The organism is Streptococcus sp. HMSC076C08, assembly GCF_001810825.1.
Taxonomy (GTDB): Bacteria; Bacillota; Bacilli; order Lactobacillales; family Streptococcaceae; genus Streptococcus.
Map to the genome: position 1 here is coordinate 1 of NZ_KV802735.1, position 22,174 is coordinate 22,174.

The window sequence follows — 22,174 nt, forward strand, 5'->3', positions numbered from 1 at the left end:
AGCACCGATAACCTTGTGTGGTTTTACTTTTGCGTATTCTGCTGAACCTGCATCAGCTATTTTTTCATCGTAAGCGAGGATTTCAAGGAAGAATGGAATGTCTTCTGCCACACACTCTGAACCGATGCGTTCGATGTAGGCTTGTTTTTCTTGGTTGAGTTCGTCAGAGCTATCTACGTCATAGTAAAGCAAGAATTTGACTGCATCTGCACCTTGTTCTTTGATGCGTTTGGCAGACCAAACATCCAAACAGTCAGGCAAGCGTTTGGTGCTTGTTGTGTCGTAGCCAGTTTTCTCATAAGCAAGGAGAAGACCAGCATTTGGAGCAAGCGCTTTTGTAGCTGGAAGTCCATACTCAGGGTCGAGAAGCATAGAGGATGCGTATTTTGTCAATTCATCTGCAACCAAGACTTTGAGTTCTTCCATTTGAGCGACTGTTGGCTCTTCTGTTTGGTATTGAGCCATGAGGCGTTTCAAAGCACCACGTTGGTCAAAGGCAAGAGCTGAGATGATGCCATTTTCATCTGAAAGTTTTTCTAAACATGCACGTTTTTGTTCTGTTAAAACCATTTTATACCTCTTTTACTATTAATTGATCATATAAAGCTTGATAGTTGGCCATATTGACATGACCTGTCATCTTTTCTTGAGCATTAAGCATTCCAAGGACATTTGCCTTAATGAGGAGTTCTGCATCTGATTCCTTATGAAGAAGTCCTGATGAAATACCTGCAACAGTAGAATCTCCAGATCCGACAGGATTGACAACTTGAATTCTAGGAATATCTACTTTGTAGAAAGTGTCACCATGTTTTGCAAAAGCACCATTTGCACCAAGTGACACGATAATCCACTCAATCCCTGCAAATAAAGGCTCTTGAAGAACTTCTTTTAATTCATCCAAATCCTCAGAAACTTCTTTCCCAAGAAGCTGAGACAATTCTTCGTTATTTGGTTTGATAACTGTTGGTTTGTGTGGTGATTCAAGGACAGCCTGAAGAGCCGCACCTGAGCAGTCTAGAACAACTGGTTTCTCTGCTTTATTAGCAAGCTCTACCAAGTTTGCATAATAGTCAACAGGAAGGCCAGCTGGAAGACTACCTGAAATGGCCACTACTTCTACAGTGTCAAGAAGATTCTCGAAATGAGTCAAGAAATCTTGCCCTTCTTGTTCCAAAACTTCAGGTCCTTTTTCAAGGATTTCTGTTTGGTTGTCTCCGTGGAGAATAGCGATACAGTTACGAGTTTCTCCCTGAATTGAGAAGAAATCTTTCTTTACTTTATCGTCGATATGCTCTACTAAAAACTCACCAAGTTTACCACCAACCAAACCAGTAGCAGCAACAGAATCACCAAATTCTGAAAGAACTCGTGTAACATTGAGACCTTTACCACCAGCTGTCTTGGTCACGTCCACCACACGGTTGACAGTGTCAATTTTTAATTCATCCAAAGGATAAGAAATATCAATGGATGGATTCATTGTGACTGTTAAAATCATGCGTCACCTCTTAGTCGTGGTATTCACCGCGATCCCATTTTTCAAGGAATTCTGTAAAGAAGTTTGCATCTGCTTGATGAGCATTGTGAGTTTCAACGTGCTCAATTTTAGCAATCAATTTTTTGTTTTCTTCTGATGGTTTGTATTCAGCATTGATGAAAGCTTCAATGATATCACACATGAGCAATTCACCAGTAATTTTACCACCAAAACCAATAACGTTGGCATTCAATTGTTCTTTTGCATAAAGTGCTGTTGTCATATCACGAACCAAGGCAGAACGAACTCCTGGAACTTTATTTACAGCGTTGTTGATACCAACACCAGTACCACAGATACATACCCCAAGATCAGCTTGACCACTTGTAACGGCTTCACCAACTTTTTTACCAAAGATTGGGTAGTGAGTACGTGTGTGGTCATAGGTACCAAAGTCAATGACTTCATATCCTTTTGATTTCAAAAATTCTGAAACCGCCATTTTTTCATCTGTTACGATGTGGTCACATCCAATTGCAATTCTCATTAGTTATTCCCTCCGATTAATTATATAAATCTAATATCATTTATCCTTACTCAATAAAAATCAAGATTAGCTTAGGAAGCGAGCTGCAAGCATAACTGAGGTTAGCTAAAGTGAGCTGACAACAGATTATCTTGATTTTTGAAGAGTATTAGCACATTTTGTTCAACATATCGACACGAATTTGGTGACGACCACCGTCGTATTTACCATGAACAAAACCTTTAGCAATGTTTTTAGCCAATTCATCACCAACAAGTTGTGCACCCATAGTGATCATACGTGAGTTGTTGTGACCACGAGTCATATAAGCTGAACGTTCGTCAGATACTTCTGCAGCAACCATTCCTTTGATTTTTGTTGCAACCATGAAAGGACCAGCACCATAAGCGTCAATCACGATACCAAGATTTTGTTCTTCTTTGTTCACTTCTGCAGCAACTGCAAGAGTCACATCGACAAAGTCTTGGCCTTCTGCTGTAACATCCACTACGTGGAAGTTTTCTTTTTCTAGGAAGTCTTTCACAACTTCTTTCAATCTTAAACCTGCAGCATCTGCACCGATAACAATAGACATATTGTATACTCCTTTTTATTTTTCTAGGCCAGTAAAGACTTTATAACTAGTATTATAAGTACAAAAGACTTTCTAGCAGTTTATTGACAACTTAATTGAATAAGCTGTTCGATAGCTTATCCAAGTCTAGGATATCAAGTTCCTAGAAAGAATATAACAAGTGATTGTTTGTTTGTACAAACATCATTTGTTGCTTACAAACATAATATACTCCTATTCTACGTAAAAGTCAACAGAAAATGTTTGTTTTTGTGTTATATTTTTTAAAATTATAAGATTTCGATCTCAAAACCAATCTGATCTACTTGACCAGGTTCTAGGAGACGAACATTCTTCTTATCTTCTAGATGATCTCCTTCTTCAAGTGAAGTTGATAATCCAGACCATGGTTCAAAGGCAATGAAAGGTCCCTTATTCAAAGTTGACCAGATAATGAGATTTGAAAACTCTTGGAAGTGTACTTTTAATCCCTTCTCATGTTTACGAGAACGAAGGGCAATTGTTCCGGATTGCAACTCATCCAAAGTCACTGCATCAACACTAAACAGATCGTAACTGAGATCCACTTGCTTTTGCGAATCCAACCATGGACTTCTATCTTGGAAGTCTAACATGCCAGTTTCTGGGAAAGGACGTGGAACAGAGCAAGTCTCTTCTTTTTCAAACTCTAAATAATAATCTTCATAGACTTCATCATCAAGTAGAGGACAATTAAATCCTGGATGTCCACCAATAAAGTAAGGCATGACCTTGCTAGTTTCTTTATTGAAGACTTTGTATTGAGTACGAACAGTCTTGCCGGTCACTAGATAAGTGATTTCAAGACGGAAATGATAAGGATAGTTCTGATAAGTATTCTCATCATCTTCAATAGAAAAGGTTACGCTGTTTTCTGTTTGTTCAACTAAGTCAAATTCTTTTTTACGGACCAAACCATGGCGAGGAATATTTCCTTTCGTTTCCGTTCCATCTGCATGACTGTAGAAGGCTGAATCTTCCCTTAAAGAGCCGCAGATTGGAAAAAGTACTGGCGCTTGTCCACTCCAGTAAGTGGCATCACCTTGCCACAAATACTCAATGCCTTCTCGGTCCTTGATTGACGACAAGGCGCCACCTAAGGTTTTAAACTGGACCGTTAACTGGTCTGATTTGATTTCAATTACCATAATGTTCTCCAACTATTTTTAGATTTTTATACGAAAAACTAGGTTGTCGCTCCCAATGTAGGAAATTAACAACCTAGTTTTCACAATTTACATTTTATAGGAGCGAATTATTTAGCATTTGCTGCGTATTCTTCGTTACGTTTGATCATTTGTTTTCTATACCAAGCAAAGATACCTACATAGAATACAAGGAAGGCTGCTGCACCAAGGATTGCTTTGATATCACCTGTTGTAGCATTACCGATTGCCCAACCAAATAGTTTTTCAATTGGTCCTTCAAGAGTTGAGTGAGTGATCAATTGAGCACTATCTACACCTTTAGGAAAGGCACCTACACCTTTAGCAAGTTCTGTTGCAAATGGTGCGATAAGAGTACCAGAAAGAAGGAAGAGAGGCAACAAGAGTGTTCCGAAGATAATCATACGGAGCAATTTACCACGTGTAACAACCAAGAGAGCTGGAGTCACACCCATAGCGATGATACCTGCAAGAGGCAAGATACCATTACCGACGTTTGAAAGAAGCACAGCTTCTACTAGCATGATTGGAGCGAGTACGTTAGCACAAGCCCAGATTTCAGCACGACCAGCGATGAAAGGCCAGTCAAGACCGATGTTGAATTTACGCCCTTGAAGACGTTTAGTAGCAACGTTTGTAATACCTTGTGAAAGTGGTTCTACGGCTGCGATGAACCAAGATCCGATAAGTGAGAAGAGTTCCAAAGCTACACCGGCTGTCAAACCAAGAGACAACCAACCTTTAATAACTTCTTGCCAGTTTGCAGCATCTTTAAGTCCTTCAACAGGTTGTGGAGTACCCATAAAACCGATAACAATACCAAGGATGAAACCGATGAAGAATTTAGATCCCCAGAAACCGATTTTTTTGTTCAATTTAGCAGCATCAAAGTCATATTTATCAAGACCTGGGAAGAATTTTTCAAAAATCTTATCCAAAACCATGATAACTGGGTTCATCATGTAGTTCATGTGTGTTGAAGTCATTGGTGATGAACTTGGTGCATTAAGAAGGTCGTCGAATGTTGGTTTCATCAGGTCAGAGTTGATGATTTTCAAAACACCTACAAGGACAACTGCTGCAGTTGCGATGAAGAGTGAAACCCCTTGGCTAACTCCATTGTTGTCTGCGTACCATTTAATCAAAAGACCAGTGATTGACAAGTGCCAGATATCGAAGATATCAACGTCAAGTGTGTCTGTTTTCTTCATTGCAAGCATCACAACGTTGACAATCAACATCACAAGCAAGAAGTAAAGTGTCCATGCAGAACCCCAAGTAATCGTTGCAAGCGGTGCCCAACCAACGTCAGTGATGTTCAATTGGATACCAGTGTTTTCAACGAATTTCGCAAGTGATGCTGAGAAAGCTCCGTTGAGCATACCGATGATGGCACCGATACCAGTAAGAGCGATGGCAAGTTTAATACCACCTTCAAGCGCTTTGGAGAATTTCACTCCAAAAAGTAGAGCCAATACTGTCAAAATGATCAGCATGATGATTGGTCCACCCATATCCAAGATAGGTTTGAACAGCTTATTGGCTAGTTCGATAATGACATCCATAATAGTTCCTCCCGTTTTTTTAGTTATATGAATGTTAACAAGATAAAGAATAAATTAGCTTAGTCCATGTTCTTTGATAGCTGCTTCAATATTGTCAAATACTGGAGCGCTCATCGCTGGAATACGGAACAAGATTGGCCCAGCTTCAATTACTGGAATGCCTGGTTCAAAACCAAGGTCAGTTGCAGCGATTGGTGTAAAGATATCGTAGCCCTTGATAAGGTCTTCGTTTACATCTTTCACCATGACTGCATCACAGTGAACGTCATAACCACGGTTTGAAAGTTCTTCTTCTAGAGCACTTTTAATTTGGTGACTTGAGTTAACACCTGCGCCGCAGGCAGCAAGAATTTTAATCATTTGGAATTCCTCCGATTTTATTTTTTAATAGACAAGATTAAGCGGTTGCTTCAGCAATGTAAGCATAAAGTTTTTCTGGTTCGGAAATTTTTGATAAATCTTCTAGATGTCCATTTCCTGTGAAAAAGTCCATCAACTGAGCCAGAATATTTGTTTGACTTGAACTTGAGTTGTTAATGATAAAGAAGAGTAGGGATACTTCTACTTCCTTATCAGGAGCTATCATATTGTGAAAAGTTACTGGTTTTTCTAATCGAACAACCACTACTTTCTCAGCTAGATTATGAACAATATCTGTATGAGGAATAGCTACATTTGGCAAGTCCTTTCCTAGAAATTCCATATCTAAACCAGTTGGAAATGACTTTTCACGCGTGATCAAGGCTTCACGATAAGTTGGAGTTACAATTTCTCGTTCTTCCAACAGGGTTGCTACCTGATCAAAGAGTTGTTCTTGATTATCCGCTTCTAAGCAAAACACCAGGTTTTTGTCAAAGAAATGATCTAATCCCATAACATTTTCCCTTCTTTCAATTATCTTTTATGTAATAAGTATAACACTATATGAAATCGTTGTCAATAATTTTTGTTTTATTTTGTTCATTTTTTTGTAATTTTTGTTTCATTTAAAGAATACAATCAATATCAAACATTCTTGTTATAAAATCCACAAAAAAAGAAGGCACAAGCCTTCTTCTCTTTCCTTACTTAAATAGTAGATAAAATCTCTTCTAACTTATGGTAATCTTTTACACTATCAATTTCATAGATGCTATTTCCTTCTAATTCTTCGACATAGACATCCAATTCCTTGATATTATCCTTAACCATGTTGTCCCAGTAGAGATCAACAAATTCACCACTTTCGTAAGCTTTATCAATAAAGCCAACAATCTTCTCAGCTGTTGGTGCATCCCAGAATGATACTCCGCTCAGAATGCGACCAGCTTTGCTGTCAACAATAATGTCTTGAACTTTGTAGTCATCACCGTAAACCAAGAACCACTCGTTGGTACAGTCTTCACGATAAACGCTAAAATAGGTAGAACGTTTAAGATCGTTTCGAAACATATTTTTGAAAAGATAGTTATCTGCATCGATGACGTAGCTGTTAGCCAAATCTTCTTTTACTAGATAAAGTGAGTAGAAGTTATTGTAATCAGCATACTTGTCGTTAAAGACTAAACGGACACCATATTTTTCTTTTAGGTAGTCAAATTGTTCTTTGAGGTAACCGACAACGATGATAATCTCATCAATTCCTCTCTCTTTCAAAAACTCGATTTGGTATTCTACCAAAGGTTTTTGATTAACCTTAACCAAAGCTTTTGGGGTATTTTCAGTCATAGGGCGTAGACGAGTTCCTAAGCCCGCTGCCAAAATAATCGCTTTCACACGAATCTCCTTTATTCTTTAATAATAATATAAACACCAGCCATAACAATAAGTGAAGTGATGATTGTCAGCATATCTAGCGGTGCACCCAAGAAAACAACTGCAAATAAGACAGTCCAAACTACATAGCTCACATTCAAACCTGTCGCTTTCGCAGGTTGTAAGCGATTAATGGCGATATAATAAGCTAAGTAGGAAATCATGTTAAAGGCCGCAAAGACAAGCAAGAGGCCTAGTAACTGCCCATCTGCCACTTCTGCAAATGAATGGTGTGAAAAGAGCACAATCACAAGATAGGACAAGAATGAGGTTACTTGTCGGATTAACAAGGCTTCAATTTCACTTAAATCACTTTCCATAGCATAGGAGCTGAGAACACTTTCACTCCCCCAGGCAATTGCACAGACAAGGGCACAAAGAATTCCAATGTAAAACGAGTTAACTTGTTCAACCTTGTAGGTTTGAGCAATGATCGCTGCAATAATCAAGAAAACACCAAATACTGTATTCTTTGAAACCTTGTGTTTCAAAATGAAGAAGGCCAGTAAAACTGAAACTGCTGGGTAAATAGCTGATACGGATGAAGCTAGAGAACTACCAATATATTTAACCGCATAAAGATTGGCTTGCATACCTATTGGTCCTGCTAGTAAAGCTCCGATTATAACACTCACATTTCGAATATTTAAGAAAATCGAGAGGCGAACTTTTCCTTCTTTTACCAAAAGAAAAGCTAACAAGATAAAGATACTCAAGAAATCATGAGCAGCAGCCACCACAAAAGGTGAAAGATTTGTAAAAATTGAAAAGATGTAAGCACTAATCGTTAGACCTAATCCCCAGAAGATACCAGAGAGCAGACCAAAAGAAACACCATTTTTATTCTTCATCCTAACCTCCATAATAAGTCAAACCTTCGACAGCTCTTTGGTAACGGTTGACACCGTAATCTCCAAAGTCAGCTCCTTGAGCTTCTTTGTACACTGTCCACAAACTCCAGATAGTATCTTGCAAGATTTTATAGATACGAATCTTCTCACGTGATACATGCGTTTTTTCACTTTCATAGTAGGAAAGGAAATCATCCTCCTCTTGCTTTGTAAATTCAGACTCTAAGAAAAGTGCTGCCAAGTCCCACATTGGATCATTCATAGAAGAGTATTCCCAGTCAATCAAATACAAGCGACCTTGAGGTGACTCGATAAAGTTTTCTGGTACCAGATCGATATGACAGGACTTTCTATCAACACCCAAATCAGCCAATCTCTTTTCTAGTGAAAATACATCTTTTCTTACAGCTTCATAGTTTTCATAAGGGATAGGTCCCTCAATCAAGGATTCATATTTGCTGATTTCCTCAAAGGGAGCAAATTCTCCTCTTAATTCTTTCCCTGAAGCATGGATGGTTTGTAAAATTGGTGCAATCTTTTCAAACTTGGACTTGATAGATGTTGAATCAAGAGTTACTGCCGATTCGATGTATTCATTTACTTTAATCCCTGACTCTATATCAAAGAGGTAATTTTTAACATCTAAATCTAAATCCTCTAAAAGTTCAAGATTGTACTTTTCATTTTGACGATTGATGAGTTTTTCAGTCCCTTTACCAAAAAATTTCACAATATACTGTTTGTTGGTTGTTTTAACCAAATAGTTTTGGTTGGTCATGCCTCCCAACTGTTCAACACTGAGTACTTCCTCTTCATCAGATAGTAAAGAAGAAATTTTTTCTTTGATGAGTTTCTCCACAATTAACCTCCATCTTCTACACTTCCCACTTAAATACTGTTTTGAAAGCAGTATTAAGGTCTGTAGCAAAGACACGATGAATGTCCTTGATTTCTCTCACAGGCTCTTCAACATAAAGGATATTCTTCAGACGATTCGCAAACTTTTTAACTTCCATCATTTGAATGGCCTTCTCAAAATCGACGCGTCCTGAACGAGACGATCCCACTAATAACAATCCTTTTTCCAAAGCATCTCGTGTATTGATATTAACCTTGTATTCGCTCACTCCCATCATGAGAATCGTTCCCTGTGGACGAATATAGCGAATCAAGTCATTGATAGCCGGACCTGTACCATCGCCACCGCAACACTCAAATCCATGATCAAAGGTCAAATCCTCTGGGATATTATCCGTAATGTAGCACTCTTTTGCAAAAGAGAAGAGCTCTAGTTTTTCCCAATGGCGACCAAAGACGATAATCTCTGCTTCTGGCAAGGTATAATTGATAATATTTGCAACAACAAAGGCCAAACTACCATCTCCGATAACAGCGATACGCTCTCGCTTACTATGAGCGAGATGCAAGAAACGATCCATGGCATGCATACCAACACTCACAAACTCAGTAATGGCTGCAACTGTGTCCTCAATGTCATTATAAGACACAACACGATCTTTTGGTAGAGAGACAAATTCTCTCATAAAGCCATCATAGCCACTAGATAGGAAGTAGGTTCCTGTCATGTAGTTCTCGTAGAACTCCTTGTCACTCTGCATAGGCGGTTGATTGGGAATCATAACTACCTTTTGACCGACTTCATAAGTCCCAGTCGGATCTGAAATAACAGTTCCACAAGACTCATGAATCATGGCCATAGGAAGTTTATTAGCCAATATCTTTGGATCACGCTTCCCTTGATAGTAACGTTGATCCGCATGACAAACCGCCATATAATTTGGACGAATCAGGATATGATTCTCCTGATCAATATCCTCTTCTTGATATTTTACATTGATAAACTTTGGTTTGGTCAGTTGATAAATTTGATTAATCATAGCCTTAGTCTTTCTCAATCATGCTTTTCGCGATTTTCAAGTCTGTCACCGTTGTGATTTTAAGGTTTGAATATTCCCCTTTAGCTAGAGCAACATCCTTTCCTTTGATAACAAAAATTTTACATGCATCCGTCAGGATTTCCTTTTCTTGATCAGATAGGGAACCATACAAATCCATGAAATCCTTGCAACGGAATGTCTGAGGTGTTTGACCTTGATAGAGGTGAGCACGATTTGGAATATCCGTGATAAACTGACCATTTGTACTTTCAACAATGGTATCAACCGCTTCTACTACTGTGTCAACCGCATCATGATCTTGAGCAAATTTGATATTGTCCTGAATCATGCGAAGTGTGATAAAAGGACGAACAGAGTCGTGGGTAACCACGATATCTTCTGGAGTGATTGGACGATAGGCATTAATGGCTTCTATAATCTTCTCGATACTGGTATTGCGATCAGCCCCACCTTTGGTAATGATGATGCGATCCTTGTGGAGAGAAAGATACTTGTCAACTAGGTCCTCAGCGTGTGACACCCAGTCTCCATGAACTCCAACTACAATTTTTTCAATACTTGGTTCTAAGACGAATTTTTCAATTGTGTGGATCAAAATAGGTCGATCACCCAACTCCAAGAATTGTTTTGGTAAATTACTGATTCCCATGCGTGTGCCAGTTCCCCCGGCTAGGATTCCTGCATAGATCATTTATATTCTCCTTTAGTTTATTCTAAAAAACTCATTACCATCTATTATATCACAATCTGTCTCCATCATGAAAAAAAGACAGAGCGTCATTTAGTCTAATCAACACACCATTAAAGGTAAAAAGTGAACAATGTGTTACTAAATCTGGAAAGACTATAACAAATTAAGAAATAAAATTAGGTTATCCTCTATATTTTCTGCTTAACGTTCGGTTAACATAGAGTTCTCTAGAATATAATAGAATCCTTAAAGAAAACTTAAATGAAATTTATTTGTTTCGCAAAGAATACCAGGTGTGCATAGTAAATTTCTTAAAAGTTGTTTAAGGGACTCATTATAAAAGTTCATATATCTAATGAATTAAACAAATAATAGACTTTTGCACCTAAAATTGATAAAATAAAAAGGAAAATAATAGAAAAAGGAAACTGTAAACCGCCATGATGAACATGCAAAACATGATGCGCCAAGCACAAAAACTTCAAAAACAAATGGAACAGAGCCAAGCAGAACTCGCTGCCATGGAATTTGTTGGAAAATCAGCTCAGGACCTTGTCCAAGCAACCCTAACTGGAGACAAAAAAGTTGTCAGCATTGACTTCAACCCAGCAGTTGTAGATCCAGAAGATCTCGAAACCCTTTCTGACATGACTGCGCAAGCAATTAACGCAGCACTTGAACAAATTGATGAAACGACTAAGAAGAAACTAGGAGCTTTTGCTGGAAAATTGCCTTTCTAATCCACAAAAAAAGAGAAACATCTGTTTCTCTTTTTTTCTTAGAAATCAAAGAATTCCATTGCTTTCTTTAAGAGTAATTCCGTATATTCCGGATCGTCTTGAGCCATTGTGACTTGTGACTGGACCATTTCAAGATCATCAGTAATCATGCCATCTGCGCCGAGACGAACTGCTTTATCAAATGCCTCCGAACCATTTACGGTCCAAACATAGAGTCTCTGATCAGTTGTCCAGAGTTTATTGACAAAGTATTCATCCAAAGTCGAGTACTCCATAGTGTAACCCGTTGCCTTGGTTCTTGGGAAGATACTGTTATAGGGAAGAATAAAGTAAACTGGAATTTCATAATCATAATTCAACACTTTATCAATCACATGGTAGTCTAGTGATTGCATCTGATGTCCATATTTCTTGATAGTCGCCCCATACTTTTCGAGGAAATGGTCCATCATTTGCGGACTATCTTTTTTACTGGTTTTAATCTCAATCAGCAATTTTTGGTTTAAAGCATTTGCACGCTCTAAATAAGCATCAAAGCTTGAAATCTTTGTTTGATAACCATTCTCGTGAATATCTGTATTTGTTAATTCATCCAGAGTCAAATCTTGCGGTGTAGCATTAATACCTGTTAAATTTTTGAGGTTGGCATCGTGCATCATCACGAAATGACCGTCTTTCGTTTCCTGCACATCCATTTCGATGAGATCTGGTTTTAGTTGAGCTGTTTTTTCTAAAGACTGAACAGTATTTTGAACACCGTTTTTATTACTTACTCCTCTGTGCGAAATCACTAAAGGTGTATTGGTATCCGGAGATTCCAGATAAACGTAGCCTTCTATCGCAAAGAAGATGCTTGCACACCCCATAACACCCCATCTCATCAGATGATCTTTCTTTCGCCTTGGCATAATCTCTAGCTCTTCTCCTGTCAGGAAGGAAACGAACTTCACTAAGAAGTAAGTCAGAGTCATATAATGGAAATTTTTAATCAAGACAAAATTAATCACACCGAGAATCAAGGATTCTTTTTGAGTTAAATTATCCATCACTGCTTGCGCAAAAAGCAAGGGAATTAACAAAGCAAAGAAGAAGAGATAGGTTTTAATAATAATGAGTAAAAGATGCCAAGAGAAGAAAAGGACATTTTTCTTTGTCTTTTGGAGACTATATTTCACACTTTCTCTTACGGTCTTTCTTTCAAAGAGAATCTTAGGAAGGGCAAACATAAATCGGACAGAGATGTAGAGAAAGATCCAAGCGGATGCTATGATCACCAGCCCTACTAGCCAGTTCTTATCTTCTAGATATGTAACGATAAAATCGGGGATAATAATCTTGTTGAGATAGTAGATTTTTAAAATTTTCCTAATAAAAGGGAAAAGCAAAGCAATGTAAAAAAAGACAAAGGCCATCTTACAAAAGCTCAATCGCTTAACGAATAAAAAGCTCTGGTGAAATACTTTTCTACTGTACTCTATTAAAGTTCTCTTTTCATGATAGAGAAGATGGCGGGCCCCGATAAACAAAAGACAAATCTGGAAATAAGCAACCAGGAGATTGATTGCAATTAAGATGAGAAAGGCTAAACTGATAAAAGGCGAGCCTTGTATAATCGCCCAAAAGTTATTGTAGGAGATAAACAAGTAACCAGTTTGTCTCAGAAGCATGCCAGCAATCCATGAATTCAATGGTAGCCAGACAAACTCAACCATCATAAATATCAAGAAAAATAGAAATAAAATCTTATCTAGGTTATAGTATATCTTCCTAAAACCTAGCTTTTTAGGTTTTTCAGGTTTCATAGGCACTCCTAATCTAAAAATTGGGATAAATCTAAGCCACCGAAAGGATTATTCATAGAAAAACTACTCTGGTCTTCTATTAATAGCTTTCCGTCATTCGATTCCAAAAAGGCTTCGTAAACACGCGCCGTCATGCGGGCGTCCTCTAAACTGTTATGAGACTTCCCGTGAAAGCCTAAAAAATTTGCAACAGTTTGCAATTTAAGATTGGCTATGCCGTGTAGATCAGAACTACGGCGTTCAAAAGCCTCCTCATATAGATCAACCTTATACTGGTCACGATAATCAATACCATGCTCCAATAGAATAGGCAAATCACTCTTAGCTGCATTGTAACCAATGATAGGTAAGTTGCCGACAAATGCCTGAAAATCTTTTAGAACTTGTTCTACCTTTGGCGCATCTTTCAAGGTTTCAGCTGTGATCCCAGTCAAACCATTGATAAAACTCTTTAAAGGTGCTGTAGTATGAACATAAGAATCAAAAGTAGCACTTTCTTGTCCATCTTGAAAACGGACTGCCGATACTTGAATTAAATGGGTAACCCCCTCGTGTTGATTGAATTCCAAATCAAAGGCGATATAATCTCTTAATTTTTCCATTATTTACCTCAATTACTACCCAAACTAAACTATAAATAATAAAAGAAGCCATTAGGTTAGTGAGTAACCCAAACAGCTTCTTTATTTTCCTCCAAAAAGGCGAGCAAAAAAGCCTTTTTTGGTTGCTTGGACTTCTTCTTTTGCTTGGTCCAACTCGAGTTTCAAGGTTTCTTGATCCTTCATGGCTTGAAGAGTTAACTGTTGTTGTTGGTCCAACTGTTTGTCCTTTTCTGCAATCTGACGGTCTTTGATGCGCATCTGCTCATCTTTTTCTGTCAACTGCTGGTCCTTGGCCTTGAGTTGCTCGTACAATCGAAGAATTTCAGCATTCTTCTCATCGACCAAGATTTCCATCAGTTCGCGTTGTTTGACATCATCACTGACTGGTTCATCTTCAAAAATCGTTTTTTTGTAGATTTCCTCTAGCTTGATCAAGCCACTTCGAGTAACTACAGTTACACCTTTGTCATTTTTTTTCGTGTCCTCTTCTGGAAGTTCTTTGACACGATTGTTGATTGCTTGACGAGATAGTCCTAAGACCTCTGCAATCTCACTGACGGTCATTTCAATACTCATAATATCCTCTGAAACGTTTTCTAGCTTTTCTTTATTTAAATCTTATCATAAGCTAGATAAACTGTCAAATTTCCGCTTAATCCAAGGCCTTTAAAAAGGCTAGTAATACTTGGGCAGAACGACGTCCAGCTTCGATAATAAACTCATCAAAAGAGATAGAGGCCTCGTGATTGGCATTGTCACTCATGGCACGAATGACTAGGAAAGATAGGCCAAGAGCCTGAGCCGCTTGTGCAATAGCAGCCCCTTCCATTTCAACAGCTAAAACATCTGGAAAGTGGGATTTGATACTAGCAATCTTATCATCACCAGCTATAAAACTGTCCCCTGTAGCAATCAAGCCTAGGTGCCATGTCTGCTCTAATTGAGATAAGTTTTCTATAATCCTAGCGATGAACTTCTTATCTGATTCAAAGTAAAGAGGTTGACCAGCCATTTGGCCATAAGCATAACCAAAAGCAGTCACATCCACATCATGGTAAGCCAACTTATCCGCAATCACTACATCTCCCACAGCAATCCCTTCGGCAAGAGCACCTGCTGATCCTGTATTGATAATGGCTTCTACCTGAAAATGGTCAGCTAACACCGCTACACTCATAGCCGACATGACCTTTCCAATCCCACTCTGAACTAGGACAACTTCTGTATTGCCAACAGAACCAGTGTAGTAGGTGTTCCCCAAGACCTGGATTTCTTGAGTTTTGTCCAAATTTTGAGTCAAATATACGAGTTCTTCTGGCATGGCAGCAATGATTCCAATTTTCATTTCAAGTCCTTTCAATTACAAGAGTTTCATTGCCAACACTAACAAAATCAAAAGTAGGATGACTGCAAACAAGATGCGATTGAGTTTTGAATTAAAAACATTTCTCTTGGTATTCTCAATGCGACGACTTTTATGAATCGTTGGTTCTACTTCGATTGTTAATGTATCTTGACTAAAACCGTGGTCTCTAGAACGTGAATAATCAAAATGTTGTGAAGACGTTGGTAGGATCTTTGTTTCCTCGTCATCTTGAAGAGGTGGTCCTGAGATTTTCTCACCACGATTGGCACGTTCAATCATTTCGTCTGTTAATAAAGGTTTTCCCATGGGTTTCTCCTCTATTTCTTTTGTAGTTCCCAGTACTGAATCGCCATAATGGTCTTGGCATCACAGATATGACCTGACTGGATCAGGTTCTTGGCTTCCTCTAGACTTACTTCTAGAACTTCCAAGGTTTCATCATCATCTTGTGGGCGAGGATTTTCCACCTTGATCAAATCACTAGCAAGGTAGAGTTTTAGTTTTTCATTACAAAATCCAATCGCAGAATAGAAATCGTACAACAGTTCTAACTTACCAGTGTATGCAACTTCTTCTTCCAATTCACGAAGGGCCGCCGCCATTGGATCAGCATTTTCACCAAGTTCTAGTTTACCAGCAGGAATCTCATAAGAAACCGCCTCAATAGCCTTTCTGTATTGCTTAACGAGAACGATTTTGTCATCAGCTGTCACAGCTAGTACACAAACAGCTCCATTGTGAAAAATCAAGTCACGTTGGGCAGTACCCTTTCCTTCTGGTAGTTCCACCTGATCTTGTACTAGTTTGAAAATAGGACCTTGATAGATTTCCTTCCGACTAATCGTTTTTTCTTCAAATTCCATGACAAACTCCTACTGGTTCTTCGGATGATGAGGTAAGCGTGTTGCATACTCATCTTTGTTAACTTGTCGTCCACGGCCGATAGCAATGGCATCAGCAGGAACATTCTTGGTAATAGTTGAACCCGCTCCAACCAGAGAATTATCCCCAAGTTCTACAGGAGCAATAATAGTTGAGTTTGATCCAACAAAGACATTATTGCCAATGACAGTTTTGTATTTATTTTTGCCATCGTAGTTGACTGTAATAGTTCCCGCACCAAAATTAACGTTGCTACCCACTTCGCAGTTTCCGATATAGGTCAAATGACCCGCCTTAGTATTTTCACCGATTGAAGATCCTTTTACTTCAACAAAGTTTCCAATGTGAACTTGAGAAGCAAGACTTGAACCTGGACGGATATGGGCATAAGGACCGACTGTCACACTGTCCGCAACACTACTTTCCTCAATCATGGAATTCGTAATCACGGCTCCAGCTCCAACGGTACTATCTACGATATAAGTTCCATTTGTTAAAATAGTCTCCGCACCAATCTTCGTTTGACCTTTCAAGGTAACGTTGGCTTCGATTTGGACCTCAGGAGCAATGTCAACATCAATGTCGATGTAAGTTGCTTCAGGATTGACAAAGCTAACACCATTAACCATGTGCTTTTGGTTGATACGGCGGCGCATCACTGCTTCCGCAGTGGCAAGAGCCACACGGTCGTTTACTCCAAGACTTTCATCAAAATCCTTGAGAGTATAGGCGCCAACCTTCTCACCTGCGTTACGGAAAATACCAATCACGTCAGTAATATAGTACTCACCTTGGGCATTGTTGGTGTTGATGTTTTTAAGAGCTTCAAAAAGACGTTCATTGTCAAATACATAAGTTCCTGTATTGATTTCCTTGATTTGCTTTTCAAAGTCAGAGGCATCTTTTTGCTCAACAATACGAAGAACTTCTGCGTTATCGTTGCGGACAATTCGACCATATCCAAAAGGATCAGCTGCTTCAGCTGTTAAAATAGTCGCCACATTTTTGTGATTGATATGGAAGTCCAGGAGGTTTTTCAAACTTTCACCTGTGATCAGAGGAGTGTCCCCAGCGATAACCAAGGTGTGCCCAGTACGATTTTGGAGAATGGGCTCTGCCATCATGACAGCATGCCCAGTTCCTAGTTGTTCTGATTGGGTAACAAAGTCTGTCTGACCAGCCAATACTTGCTCAACTAGCTCAGCCTTGTGACCAACTACAGTAACTGTTTTTTCAGGTTGAATAGCACCAACACTACGAAAAACATGTTCCAACATCGAAATTCCTGCTACTTTGTGAAGTACCTTTGGAAGATCTGATTTCATGCGAGTACCTTTACCCGCTGCTAAAATAATGGCATAATTTGACATAATCTTCTCTTTTCTCTAGAAATTCCCTTATATTATACCATAATTTAGTTTCTTAGGAGTAAACAAACAGAGAAATAGGGAAAAGACGCCCATTTATTCACTTTTTCCGATGTTTTCTTTGATTTTTTTGTCTATTTACGTTAAACTATTTAAATATGAGAAAAAAGATTCATCCAGCTATTATTTTTACTTTATTTACTATATTTATAGCTATTTTGATCCTCAATAGACCAACTTATGAAGACCACCCTGTCAAATCAAAACCCAATGCAGTCCAGGTTGAAAATCAGGCCTTGCATAATCTTGACAAACCTATCATTGATGTCTCTGGTTGGCAAAGTCCTGAGGAAATCAACTACGATACCTTATCTCAAAATATTTCTGGTGTTATTGTTCGTGTCCACAATGGGGGTCAGCATACTGAAACAAATAATGCCGCCTATGCCAATGGTGTCGATAAAGCCTATATAAATCATATTTCAGAATTTCAAAAGCGGAATGTTCCAGTTGCTGTTTATGCCTATCTAGCAGGTACTAGTAAGGAAAAAATGGAAAAAGCTGCTGAGGTTTTCTACAATGCTGCTTCTCCATACAACCCTAGTTACTATTGGCTCGATGTTGAAGAAAAAACAATGTCCGATATGAACGAAGGTGTTGAAGCTTTTAGGGCTAAACTAGAAGCCCTTGGCGCCAAAAATATCGGAATTTACATCGGTGTTTATTTTATGCAAGAGCATAGTATCAATACAGATAAGTTCTCTGCTGTCTGGATTCCATCTTATGGAACGAATTCAGGTTACTTTGAAACCACGCCTAATACTGATTTAGACTATGACCTCCATCAATATACTTCAAAAGGAAGAATTGCTGGATTTGAACATCATTTAGATATTAATCTCATTTCTACCTTGAAGGAAAAAGAAGAAACCTTCAGAAAACTATTTTTAAGACCATAAGACAAGTGAAAATTGCTCTCTTTTTCACTTGTTTTTTCATTTTCTTCTCGTCTGTGTTATAATTGATAGAATAGAGAAAGAATTTTATGAAATTGAGGATTTTATGATGTTTTCATGGATTGCAAGAGTTATTAAGGGAATAGTCATCGCCTTAGGATTTATCCTACCTGGAATTTCAGGTGGTGTTTTAGCAGCTATTTTGGGGATCTACGAGCGAATGATTAGCTTTCTGGCTCATCCTTTTAAGGATTTTAAAGAGAATGTCCTATACTTTATCCCAGTAGCAATCGGGATGTTGCTAGGTATTGGTTTGTTTTCTTATCCAATCGAGTATCTGCTAGAAAATTACCAGGTCTATGTTTTATGGAGTTTTGCTGGAGCTATCATCGGTACAGTTCCAAGTCTCCTTAAAGAATCTACTCGAGAATCTGATCGTGACAAGATTGACCTAGTCTGGTTCTGGACTACCTTTATCCTTTCAGGCCTAGGGCTCTACGCGCTAAACTTTGTTGTTGGTTCTCTCAGTGCTAGTTTCGCTAGTTTCATCTTAGCGGGTGCTCTTTTAGCTCTAGGTGTCTTGGTGCCTGGTTTAAGTCCATCAAATCTACTCTTGATTTTGGGACTGTATGCTCCTATGCTAACTGGTTTTAAAACCTTTGATTTATTTGGAACCTTCCTTCCTATCGGCATTGGTGCAGGAGCAACCCTCATCATTTTTTCAAAATTAATGGACCACGCCTTGAACAACTACCACTCGCGTGTGTATCACTTCATCATTGGGATTGTGATGTCAAGCACTCTCTTGATTTTGATTCCAAATGCTGGAAATGCTGAAAGTATCCAATACACTGGACTTTCTATTGTGAGCTATGTTCTCATCGCCTTCTTCTTTGCACTTGGCATTTGGCTTGGTATCTGGATGAGTCAATTGGAGGATAAGTATAAATAATGGCAAAGAAAGTTAAGAATAAAAAAACCTTGGTCGAGCAAATCTTGACCAAGGCGGGTATTGACCATACTGGTATTCAAATCAACGCGCTTGAGGGTGAACTTCCTTCGGAATATGATCGAACTCATATCTTTAAAACCTTGGCTCTATTAGGAGACAAAACGGGACCAATCATCGGAATCGTTCCCATAATAGAACACCTAGCTGAGAAAAAACTAGCAAAGGTTTCTGGTAATAAAAAAGTCAGCATGATTCCTCAAAAAGACCTAGAAAAAACGACAGGCTATATTCATGGGGCTAATAACCCCGTCGGCATTCGCCAAAAACACAATTATCCCATTTTTATTGATCAGACTGCTTTGGATTTGGACCAAATGATTGTTTCTGCTGGAGAAGTTGGGCATAGTATCATCATCCGACCTCAAGACTTAGCCAGCTTTGTAAAAGCAGATTTTGCTGATCTCTTGGAGGAAAGTAAGTAATGGAACTCTATTTTGTTCGTCATGGTCGTACCGTCTGGAATCTTGAAGGACGTTTTCAAGGTGCTAGCGGTGACTCTCCCCTTCTTCCAGAGTCCATTGACATCCTAAAACAACTTGGCCAGTATCTCAAGGAAATTCCTTTTGATACGATTTATTCTAGTGATTTACCCAGAGCCGTTAAATCTGCTGAAATTATCCAAAGTCAACTCCAGGCCCCTTGTCCTTTAAAGAGCATTCCTGACCTACGTGAATGGCAACTTGGCAAACTAGAGGGATTAAAAATCGCTACGCTCAATGCCATCTACCCGCAACAAATCAAGGCCTTTCGCTCTAATCTAGCTCAGTTTGATACGAGGATGTTTGAAGCCGAATCTCTCTACTCTACGACTCAGCGAACCATTCAGTTTATCAAATCTCTGAAAGAAAGTTCGGCTGAAAACATTCTGATTGTCGGGCATGGGGCAAATCTCACTGCTAGCCTACGCACTCTCTTAGGCTATAAAGAGGCTCACCTTCGCAAAGATGGAGGCTTGGCCAATGCTAGTCTGACAATTTTGGACACTGAGGATTTTGAAACCTTCACTCTGGAAAGATGGAATGACACTTCCTATCAAAGAAAATAATGGAACTTGATCTTAATAGTCAAGTTCTTTTTAGTTTTCAAAGAATATCCGTGAATTTCTCTGCTATTTATGATAAAATGGGAGTATCGCAAAAAATGACTCATCGTATCAAATTTTGAGTAAAATTAGGAGGAACCCATGTCTACAGAACATATGGAAGAACTAAATGACCAGCAGATCGTTCGCCGTGAAAAAATGGCTGCGCTCCGTGAACAAGGAATCGATCCCTTCGGAAAACGTTTTGAACGTACTGCTAACTCACAAGAGCTAAAAGACAAATTTGCAGAACTTGATAAAGAACAATTACATGAATTAAATGAAACTGCTACTATCGCTGGACGCATAGTAACCAAACGTGGAAAAGGGAAAGTTGGCTTTGCCCATCTTCAAGACCGAGAAGGTCAAATCCAGATCTACGTTCGTAAAGACGAAGTCGGTGAAGAAAACTACGAAATCTTCAAAAAAGCAGACCTGGGTGACTTCCTTGGTGTCGAAGGTGAAGTGATGCGTACAGATATGGGAGAACTTTCTATCAAGGCAACTCACATCACTCACTTGTCTAAAGCACTTCGCCCGCTTCCAGAGAAATTCCACGGTTTGACAGACGTTGAAACAATTTACCGTAAACGTTACCTTGACTTGATTTCGAACCGTGAAAGCTTTGAGCGCTTTGTCACTCGTTCAAAAATCATCTCTGAAATCCGTCGTTTTCTTGATCAAAAAGGTTTCCTTGAAGTGGAAACACCTGTTCTTCACAACGAAGCTGGTGGTGCTGCTGCTCGTCCATTTATCACTCACCACAATGCCCAAAACATTGACATGGTGCTCCGTATCGCGACTGAGCTTCACTTAAAACGTCTTATCGTTGGTGGTATGGAACGTGTCTATGAAATTGGCCGTATCTTCCGTAACGAAGGAATGGATGCTACTCATAACCCTGAGTTTACTTCTATCGAGGTTTACCAAGCTTATGCAGATTTCCAAGATATCATGGACTTGACGGAAGGTATTATCCAACACGCTGCTAAGGCAGTTAAGGGTGATGGTCCAGTAAACTATCAAGGGACTGAAATCAAAATCAACGAACCATTTAAACGTGTTCATATGGTGGATGCTATCAAAGAAATTACTGGGGTAGACTTCTGGCAAGACATGACCTTCGAAGAAGCAAAAGCTATCGCTGCTGAGAAGAAAGTTCCAGTTGAAAAACACTACACTGAAGTTGGTCACATCATCAACGCTTTCTTTGAAGAATTTGTTGAAGAAACCTTGATCCAACCAACCTTTGTCTACGGACATCCAGTAGCTGTCTCTCCACTCGCTAAGAAAAATCCTGAAGATGAGCGCTTTACTGACCGTTTTGAGCTCTTCATCATGACTAAGGAGTACGGTAATGCCTTTACTGAGTTGAACGACCCAATCGACCAGCTTAGCCGTTTTGAAGCCCAGGCGAAAGCTAAAGAACTTGGTGACGACGAAGCAACTGGCATTGACTACGATTACATCGAGGCCCTTGAATACGGTATGCCTCCAACAGGTGGTTTGGGGATCGGTATCGACCGTCTCTGCATGCTCCTCACTGATACAACCACTATCCGTGATGTATTGCTCTTCCCAACAATGAAATAATACTCTTCGAAAATCTCTTCAAACCACGTCAGAGTTTCCTTGCCGTAGATATATGTTCCTGACTTTGTCAGTCTTATCTACAACCTCAAAACAGTGTTTTGAGCAGCCTGCGGATAGCTTCCTAGTTTGCTCTTTGATTTTCATTGAGTATAAGCTCTTATCCTCTGG

At 39.1% G+C, this 22,174-nt stretch carries 26 protein-coding genes; 6 read left to right on the forward strand and 20 right to left on the reverse strand.

From position 1 onward, the window contains the following. The 13 genes from HMPREF2766_RS06330 to HMPREF2766_RS06390 all read right to left on the reverse strand — a co-directional run. Window positions 1-570: tagatose 1,6-diphosphate aldolase (locus HMPREF2766_RS06330; RefSeq protein ID WP_142350308.1), on the reverse strand; the 570-nt coding region annotated here is incomplete at its 3' end. A gap of 1 nt (window position 571) precedes the next feature. Then, complete coding sequence (locus HMPREF2766_RS06335) at window positions 572-1,501, reverse strand: tagatose-6-phosphate kinase (RefSeq protein ID WP_070568649.1); 930 nt, start codon at window positions 1,499-1,501, stop codon at window positions 572-574. 10 nt (window positions 1,502-1,511) lie between these two features. Next, complete coding sequence (gene lacB / locus HMPREF2766_RS06340) at window positions 1,512-2,027, reverse strand: galactose-6-phosphate isomerase subunit LacB (RefSeq protein ID WP_001216921.1); 516 nt, start codon at window positions 2,025-2,027, stop codon at window positions 1,512-1,514. Window positions 2,028-2,175: 148 nt separating this feature from the next. After that, window positions 2,176-2,601: a galactose-6-phosphate isomerase subunit LacA gene (lacA, locus tag HMPREF2766_RS06345; RefSeq protein ID WP_049537609.1), complete on the reverse strand. Its 426-nt coding sequence runs from the start codon at window positions 2,599-2,601 to the stop codon at window positions 2,176-2,178. Between the two features lie 269 nt (window positions 2,602-2,870). Further along, complete coding sequence (locus HMPREF2766_RS09960; RefSeq protein WP_083303891.1) at window positions 2,871-3,767, reverse strand: aldose 1-epimerase family protein; 897 nt, start codon at window positions 3,765-3,767, stop codon at window positions 2,871-2,873. Between the two features lie 107 nt (window positions 3,768-3,874). Beyond that, window positions 3,875-5,350, reverse strand: coding sequence for a PTS galactitol transporter subunit IIC (locus tag HMPREF2766_RS06355; RefSeq protein ID WP_070568652.1), 1,476 nt, complete (start codon window positions 5,348-5,350; stop codon window positions 3,875-3,877). Window positions 5,351-5,404: 54 nt separating this feature from the next. Continuing rightward, window positions 5,405-5,710 carry a PTS sugar transporter subunit IIB gene (locus HMPREF2766_RS06360; protein ID WP_000590551.1) on the reverse strand — a complete coding sequence of 102 codons (306 nt, stop codon included), beginning with the start codon at window positions 5,708-5,710 and terminating at the stop codon, window positions 5,405-5,407. Between the two features lie 37 nt (window positions 5,711-5,747). Then, entirely contained in the window at window positions 5,748-6,224 is a 477-nt protein-coding gene (locus tag HMPREF2766_RS06365; RefSeq protein ID WP_070568655.1) for a PTS sugar transporter subunit IIA, read from the reverse strand. 194 nt (window positions 6,225-6,418) lie between these two features. Then, on the reverse strand, window positions 6,419-7,105 hold the full coding sequence (locus tag HMPREF2766_RS06370; protein WP_070568658.1) for a sugar phosphate nucleotidyltransferase: 687 nt from the start codon (window positions 7,103-7,105) through the stop codon (window positions 6,419-6,421). A gap of 11 nt (window positions 7,106-7,116) precedes the next feature. Further along, window positions 7,117-7,995 carry a DMT family transporter gene (locus tag HMPREF2766_RS06375; protein WP_000791841.1) on the reverse strand — a complete coding sequence of 293 codons (879 nt, stop codon included), beginning with the start codon at window positions 7,993-7,995 and terminating at the stop codon, window positions 7,117-7,119. Between the two features lies 1 nt (window position 7,996). Next, entirely contained in the window at window positions 7,997-8,854 is an 858-nt protein-coding gene (locus HMPREF2766_RS06380; protein WP_000413086.1) for a phosphotransferase family protein, read from the reverse strand. Window positions 8,855-8,870: 16 nt separating this feature from the next. Beyond that, on the reverse strand, window positions 8,871-9,893 hold the full coding sequence (locus HMPREF2766_RS06385; protein ID WP_070568661.1) for a ribitol-5-phosphate dehydrogenase: 1,023 nt from the start codon (window positions 9,891-9,893) through the stop codon (window positions 8,871-8,873). A 4-nt stretch (window positions 9,894-9,897) separates the two neighbouring features. Then, on the reverse strand, window positions 9,898-10,605 hold the full coding sequence (locus tag HMPREF2766_RS06390; RefSeq protein WP_044020847.1) for an IspD/TarI family cytidylyltransferase: 708 nt from the start codon (window positions 10,603-10,605) through the stop codon (window positions 9,898-9,900). A gap of 440 nt (window positions 10,606-11,045) precedes the next feature. Here HMPREF2766_RS06390 and HMPREF2766_RS06395 point away from each other — a divergent pair, with 440 nt between their 5' ends. Continuing rightward, window positions 11,046-11,345, forward strand: coding sequence for a YbaB/EbfC family nucleoid-associated protein (locus tag HMPREF2766_RS06395; RefSeq protein WP_000981515.1), 300 nt, complete (start codon window positions 11,046-11,048; stop codon window positions 11,343-11,345). 38 nt (window positions 11,346-11,383) lie between these two features. Here the strand turns inward: HMPREF2766_RS06395 and HMPREF2766_RS06400 are convergent, their stop codons facing one another. From HMPREF2766_RS06400 to glmU, 7 genes are all read right to left on the reverse strand, one after another. Next, window positions 11,384-13,147 carry a glycerophosphoryl diester phosphodiesterase membrane domain-containing protein gene (locus tag HMPREF2766_RS06400; RefSeq protein ID WP_070568664.1) on the reverse strand — a complete coding sequence of 588 codons (1,764 nt, stop codon included), beginning with the start codon at window positions 13,145-13,147 and terminating at the stop codon, window positions 11,384-11,386. A gap of 8 nt (window positions 13,148-13,155) precedes the next feature. Beyond that, window positions 13,156-13,749, reverse strand: a complete 594-nt coding sequence (locus HMPREF2766_RS06405) for a 3'-5' exonuclease (protein WP_000413628.1) — start codon at window positions 13,747-13,749, stop codon at window positions 13,156-13,158. Between the two features lie 81 nt (window positions 13,750-13,830). Further along, window positions 13,831-14,325 (reverse strand): chromosome segregation protein RocS, encoded by a 495-nt coding sequence (gene rocS / locus HMPREF2766_RS06410; RefSeq protein ID WP_000021250.1) that lies wholly within the window; start codon window positions 14,323-14,325, stop codon window positions 13,831-13,833. 76 nt (window positions 14,326-14,401) lie between these two features. Further along, complete coding sequence (locus HMPREF2766_RS06415) at window positions 14,402-15,094, reverse strand: 5'-methylthioadenosine/adenosylhomocysteine nucleosidase (protein ID WP_025171000.1); 693 nt, start codon at window positions 15,092-15,094, stop codon at window positions 14,402-14,404. A gap of 15 nt (window positions 15,095-15,109) precedes the next feature. Further along, window positions 15,110-15,421: a cell wall synthase accessory phosphoprotein MacP gene (gene macP, locus HMPREF2766_RS06420; RefSeq protein WP_000517870.1), complete on the reverse strand. Its 312-nt coding sequence runs from the start codon at window positions 15,419-15,421 to the stop codon at window positions 15,110-15,112. Window positions 15,422-15,432: 11 nt separating this feature from the next. After that, the gene (locus HMPREF2766_RS06425) at window positions 15,433-15,978 is read right to left on the reverse strand and encodes an NUDIX hydrolase (RefSeq protein WP_000393790.1); all 546 of its coding nucleotides are present in this window, start codon (window positions 15,976-15,978) and stop codon (window positions 15,433-15,435) included. Between the two features lie 9 nt (window positions 15,979-15,987). Then, the gene (gene glmU, locus HMPREF2766_RS06430) at window positions 15,988-17,367 is read right to left on the reverse strand and encodes a bifunctional UDP-N-acetylglucosamine diphosphorylase/glucosamine-1-phosphate N-acetyltransferase GlmU (protein WP_000073755.1); all 1,380 of its coding nucleotides are present in this window, start codon (window positions 17,365-17,367) and stop codon (window positions 15,988-15,990) included. 155 nt (window positions 17,368-17,522) lie between these two features. On the opposite strand from glmU, the gene HMPREF2766_RS06435 reads away from it, so the two are divergent. The 5 genes from HMPREF2766_RS06435 to lysS all read left to right on the forward strand — a co-directional run bounded on the left by HMPREF2766_RS06435 (window position 17,523) and on the right by lysS (window position 22,006). Further along, on the forward strand, window positions 17,523-18,323 hold the full coding sequence (locus tag HMPREF2766_RS06435) for a glycoside hydrolase family 25 protein (RefSeq protein ID WP_070568667.1): 801 nt from the start codon (window positions 17,523-17,525) through the stop codon (window positions 18,321-18,323). Between the two features lie 106 nt (window positions 18,324-18,429). After that, on the forward strand, window positions 18,430-19,272 hold the full coding sequence (locus tag HMPREF2766_RS06440) for a DUF368 domain-containing protein (RefSeq protein ID WP_070568671.1): 843 nt from the start codon (window positions 18,430-18,432) through the stop codon (window positions 19,270-19,272). Beyond that, the gene (locus tag HMPREF2766_RS06445) at window positions 19,272-19,754 is read left to right on the forward strand and encodes a YbaK/EbsC family protein (RefSeq protein WP_070568674.1); all 483 of its coding nucleotides are present in this window, start codon (window positions 19,272-19,274) and stop codon (window positions 19,752-19,754) included. Before HMPREF2766_RS06440 ends, HMPREF2766_RS06445 begins: the two co-directional genes overlap by 1 nt. Further along, on the forward strand, window positions 19,754-20,377 hold the full coding sequence (locus HMPREF2766_RS06450) for a histidine phosphatase family protein (protein WP_070568679.1): 624 nt from the start codon (window positions 19,754-19,756) through the stop codon (window positions 20,375-20,377). Before HMPREF2766_RS06445 ends, HMPREF2766_RS06450 begins: the two co-directional genes overlap by 1 nt. Before the next feature lie 138 nt (window positions 20,378-20,515). Continuing rightward, complete coding sequence (gene lysS, locus HMPREF2766_RS06455; RefSeq protein WP_070568682.1) at window positions 20,516-22,006, forward strand: lysine--tRNA ligase; 1,491 nt, start codon at window positions 20,516-20,518, stop codon at window positions 22,004-22,006. Window positions 22,007-22,174 lie beyond the last annotated feature (168 nt).

What these genes read in the sequence shown, in the direction of transcription:
- HMPREF2766_RS06335 (WP_070568649.1), bottom strand. Translation starts at nt 1,501, where the DNA reads ATGATTTTAACAGTCACAATGAATCCATCCATTGATATTTCTTATCCT.
- lacB (WP_001216921.1), bottom strand. Translation starts at nt 2,027, where the DNA reads ATGAGAATTGCAATTGGATGTGACCACATCGTAACAGATGAAAAAATG.
- lacA (WP_049537609.1), bottom strand. Translation starts at nt 2,601, where the DNA reads ATGTCTATTGTTATCGGTGCAGATGCTGCAGGTTTAAGATTGAAAGAA.
- HMPREF2766_RS09960 (WP_083303891.1), bottom strand. Translation starts at nt 3,767, where the DNA reads ATGGTAATTGAAATCAAATCAGACCAGTTAACGGTCCAGTTTAAAACC.
- HMPREF2766_RS06355 (WP_070568652.1), bottom strand. Translation starts at nt 5,350, where the DNA reads ATGGATGTCATTATCGAACTAGCCAATAAGCTGTTCAAACCTATCTTG.
- HMPREF2766_RS06360 (WP_000590551.1), bottom strand. Translation starts at nt 5,710, where the DNA reads ATGATTAAAATTCTTGCTGCCTGCGGCGCAGGTGTTAACTCAAGTCAC.
- HMPREF2766_RS06365 (WP_070568655.1), bottom strand. Translation starts at nt 6,224, where the DNA reads ATGGGATTAGATCATTTCTTTGACAAAAACCTGGTGTTTTGCTTAGAA.
- HMPREF2766_RS06375 (WP_000791841.1), bottom strand. Translation starts at nt 7,995, where the DNA reads ATGAAGAATAAAAATGGTGTTTCTTTTGGTCTGCTCTCTGGTATCTTC.
- HMPREF2766_RS06385 (WP_070568661.1), bottom strand. Translation starts at nt 9,893, where the DNA reads ATGATTAATCAAATTTATCAACTGACCAAACCAAAGTTTATCAATGTA.
- HMPREF2766_RS06390 (WP_044020847.1), bottom strand. Translation starts at nt 10,605, where the DNA reads ATGATCTATGCAGGAATCCTAGCCGGGGGAACTGGCACACGCATGGGA.
- HMPREF2766_RS06395 (WP_000981515.1), top strand. Translation starts at nt 11,046, where the DNA reads ATGATGAACATGCAAAACATGATGCGCCAAGCACAAAAACTTCAAAAA.
- HMPREF2766_RS06400 (WP_070568664.1), bottom strand. Translation starts at nt 13,147, where the DNA reads ATGAAACCTGAAAAACCTAAAAAGCTAGGTTTTAGGAAGATATACTAT.
- HMPREF2766_RS06405 (WP_000413628.1), bottom strand. Translation starts at nt 13,749, where the DNA reads ATGGAAAAATTAAGAGATTATATCGCCTTTGATTTGGAATTCAATCAA.
- rocS (WP_000021250.1), bottom strand. Translation starts at nt 14,325, where the DNA reads ATGAGTATTGAAATGACCGTCAGTGAGATTGCAGAGGTCTTAGGACTA.
- HMPREF2766_RS06415 (WP_025171000.1), bottom strand. Translation starts at nt 15,094, where the DNA reads ATGAAAATTGGAATCATTGCTGCCATGCCAGAAGAACTCGTATATTTG.
- macP (WP_000517870.1), bottom strand. Translation starts at nt 15,421, where the DNA reads ATGGGAAAACCTTTATTAACAGACGAAATGATTGAACGTGCCAATCGT.
- HMPREF2766_RS06425 (WP_000393790.1), bottom strand. Translation starts at nt 15,978, where the DNA reads ATGGAATTTGAAGAAAAAACGATTAGTCGGAAGGAAATCTATCAAGGT.
- glmU (WP_000073755.1), bottom strand. Translation starts at nt 17,367, where the DNA reads ATGTCAAATTATGCCATTATTTTAGCAGCGGGTAAAGGTACTCGCATG.
- HMPREF2766_RS06435 (WP_070568667.1), top strand. Translation starts at nt 17,523, where the DNA reads ATGAGAAAAAAGATTCATCCAGCTATTATTTTTACTTTATTTACTATA.
- HMPREF2766_RS06440 (WP_070568671.1), top strand. Translation starts at nt 18,430, where the DNA reads ATGTTTTCATGGATTGCAAGAGTTATTAAGGGAATAGTCATCGCCTTA.
- HMPREF2766_RS06445 (WP_070568674.1), top strand. Translation starts at nt 19,272, where the DNA reads ATGGCAAAGAAAGTTAAGAATAAAAAAACCTTGGTCGAGCAAATCTTG.
- HMPREF2766_RS06450 (WP_070568679.1), top strand. Translation starts at nt 19,754, where the DNA reads ATGGAACTCTATTTTGTTCGTCATGGTCGTACCGTCTGGAATCTTGAA.
- lysS (WP_070568682.1), top strand. Translation starts at nt 20,516, where the DNA reads ATGTCTACAGAACATATGGAAGAACTAAATGACCAGCAGATCGTTCGC.